Source organism: Pseudomonas sp. NPDC089569, assembly GCF_050280625.1.
In the GTDB taxonomy this organism is placed as follows: domain Bacteria; phylum Pseudomonadota; class Gammaproteobacteria; order Pseudomonadales; family Pseudomonadaceae; genus Aquipseudomonas.
On record NZ_JBNNVQ010000216.1, the window covers coordinates 1 to 2,939 of the forward strand.

2 protein-coding genes and 1 pseudogene are annotated in these 2,939 nt (G+C 60.4%); all 3 read right to left on the bottom strand.

The annotated features are described in order from the left end of the window. The coding region (locus tag ACQKP2_RS32325; RefSeq protein WP_427582313.1) for an ATP-binding cassette domain-containing protein at window positions 1-748 on the bottom strand (748 nt) is incomplete at its 3' end. Next, window positions 745-2,028, bottom strand: coding sequence for a high-affinity branched-chain amino acid ABC transporter permease LivM (gene livM / locus ACQKP2_RS32330; protein ID WP_427582314.1), 1,284 nt, complete (start codon window positions 2,026-2,028; stop codon window positions 745-747). The genes ACQKP2_RS32325 and livM, both read right to left, overlap by 4 nt. 3 nt (window positions 2,029-2,031) lie before the next feature. Next, window positions 2,032-2,841, bottom strand: a pseudogene (locus ACQKP2_RS32335) (ABC transporter permease subunit); the annotation flags it as partial. Window positions 2,842-2,939 lie beyond the last annotated feature (98 nt).

The following is a 2,939-nucleotide window of genomic DNA, read 5'->3' on the forward strand; positions in this document are numbered from 1 at the left end:
GCGATACGAGCCGGAAGACATCGGTTCGATCCTCAGTTACCGCGAAGCGCTGGAAGGCCAGCAGCAGCCGGATCATCGCGCTCAGCGCTTCGGTTTCCTGAGGGTTGAGGCCGGCGGCCGGTTCGTCGAGGCAGATGATCTGCGGACGGGTACACATGGCCCGGGCGATTTCCAGACGGCGTTGCTGACCGTAGGACAGCTCACCGGCCAGGCGGTTGGCACAGTCCACCAGATCCACCACTTCCAGCCAGTAGAACGCGTGATCCAGCGCATCGCTTTCGGCCTTGCGATAGCCCTTGGTGTTGAGGAAGCCGGCCAGCATGTTGCGGTTGACCCACATGTGCTGGGCCACCAGCAGGTTTTCCAGCACCGACATTTCCTTGAACAGGCGAATGTTCTGGAACGTGCGCGCCAGCCCGGCCCGGTTCACCAGGTGGGTGCCACCGAAAGCCTTGTAGAACAGCCGGCTGGCAAACGATTTGGGCGAGACGAAGTCCGTTGGCTTGAACGATTCGCCCAGCAACTTGATGACATTGGTTTTCTGCCCGCGCAGGTTGAGTTCGATCTTGCCGCCGGAGGCCTTGTAGAACCCGGTCAGGCAGTTGAACACCGTGGTTTTGCCAGCGCCGTTGGGACCGATGAGGGCGAAGATCGAATTGCGCTTGACCTTCAGGTTGACGTCATTCAATGCCTTGATGCCACCGAAGTGCATCATCAGCTTTTCGACCGAGAGTACGACTTCGCTCATGGCGCTACTCCTTTACGCGGGGTCACACCGGTGCGGCTGATCCGGATCAGTCCGCGTGGTCGCCAGATCATCATCAACACCATCAGGATGCCGAACAGCAGGACGCGGTATTCGGCGAAGCTACGCAGCAGTTCCGGGGCCACGGTCAACACGAATGCCGCCATGACCACGCCGATGGTCGACCCCATGCCGCCGAGCACCACGATGGCGAGGATCAAGGCCGACTCGAAGAAGGTAAACGAGGTCGGGTTGACGAAACCCTGGTAGGTGGCGAAGAACACCCCGGCCAGACCCGCGGTGGAAGCACCGATGGTGAACGCCGAAAGCTTGACCAGTACATGGTTCAGGCCCATCGAGCGGCAGGCGATTTCGTCTTCACGCAAGGCTTCCCAGGCACGGCCGACCGGCATGCGGGTCAGGCGGTGCTTGATGTACAACACGGCCAGGACCACCAGGAACAGTACCGCGTAGATGAAGTAGTACTTGATGTCGGGGTTGTAGGCGATACCGAAGAACTCATGGAATGGCACGCCGCCATCCTTGGCCCTTTTACCGAACTCGAGACCGAAGAATGTCGGCAATGGCGCCGGCATGCCGTTCGGACCGCCGGTCAGGCTCAGCCAGTTGTTGAGGATCAGGCGGATGATTTCACCGAAGCCCAGGGTCACGATTGCCAGGTAGTCACCGTGCAAACGCAGCACCGGGAAACCCAGGATGCAACCGGCAAGGCCCGCGGTGATCGCCGCCAGTGGCAGCACCGTCCAGAAACCCAGCCCCAGGTACTGGTAACCCAGCGCCAGGCCGTAGGCGCCGATGGCGTAGAACGCCACATAACCCAGGTCAAGCAGGCCGGCCAGGCCGACCACGATGTTCAGCCCCAGTCCCAGCAGCACGTAGATCAGCCCGAGGATGACCACGCCCAGCAGATAGGAGTTGGAGAAAAACGGCAGCACCACGGCAATCGCGATGACCAGCGGGATGACCCAGCGCAGCCGCGATTTGTAGTCCGGTGCCAGCACGTGTACGCCGGAGCCGGTGACCTCGAACCCTTCAAGAATCTTCAGGCCCCTGGATGTTTGCAGGAACAGGCTCAAGGCAAAACGCCCGGCCATGACGATGGCAATGATCCATGCCACCCGCGAGGTTTCCAGGTTGAAGCTATAGCCATCGAGCACGACGCCGACGATCGGCCCGAATACGATCAGGGCAATGAGGCCGGAGAGAATCGCGTCAACCAGGCTTTTTTTGATATCGATTGTTTTATGAGTGGCTGAAGACATCGCTTACACCTTCGACACAAGAGGACGGCCGAGCAGGCCCTGAGGCCGAAAGACCAGAACGAGGACCAGCAGCGAGAAGCTGAAGACGTCCTTGTAGTCCGAGTTGACCAGGCCCGAGAACAGCGACTCGGAGATCCCGAGGATGATCCCGCCGAGCATGGCGCCGGGCAGCGAACCAATCCCGCCGAGTACCGCCGCGGTGAAGGCCTTGATGCCGATGACGAAGCCGGCGTAGAAGTCGAAAGTGCCGTAGTTCATGGTGATCAGCACGCCCGCCAGCGCCGCCATGGCTGCACCGATGATGAACACGTAGGAAATCACGCGGTCGGTGTTGATGCCCAGGATCGAGGCCATCTTGCGGTCTTGCTGTGTGGCGCGGCACATACGGCCGAGCTTGGTGTACTTGATGACGTAGGTCAGCAGGCCCATGCCGATAAAGGCGGCGACCAGAATGAAGATCTTGGTGTAGGTGAGCTGGACGAAGCCGCTCCCGACATCGATTCGCCATGCACCGGTCAGCAGGGTCGGAACGCCTTGTTGGCGGGCGCCCTGGGAGATCTGTGCATAGTTTTGCAGGATCAGCGAGATCCCGATGGCGCTGATCAGCGGTGCCAGTCGGGTGGAGTTGCGCAGCGGCTTGTAGGCGATGCGCTCGATAACCCAGCCATACACCCCTGTCACGACGATGGTGAAGACCAGTGTGCCGAGCATCAGCAGCGGGAAGGATTCAATACCGAAGTAAGCCAGCAGAGCCAGACTGATCGCCGCGAGGTAAGCGGAGATCATGTAAACCTCGCCGTGGGCGAAGTTGATTCATGACCGACGCCAGCCATTGTGCCGGTCCTTCCTTCGTGCAATTGGGCAAGGCCCTGGGCGTGCGAGTGATTGCCGCCACCAAGACAGCCGAGGAA

Bases quoted from the DNA above. Each gene is read 5' to 3' on its own strand.
- livM (WP_427582314.1), bottom strand. From the start codon at position 2,028: ATGTCTTCAGCCACTCATAAAACAATCGATATCAAAAAAAGCCTGGTT.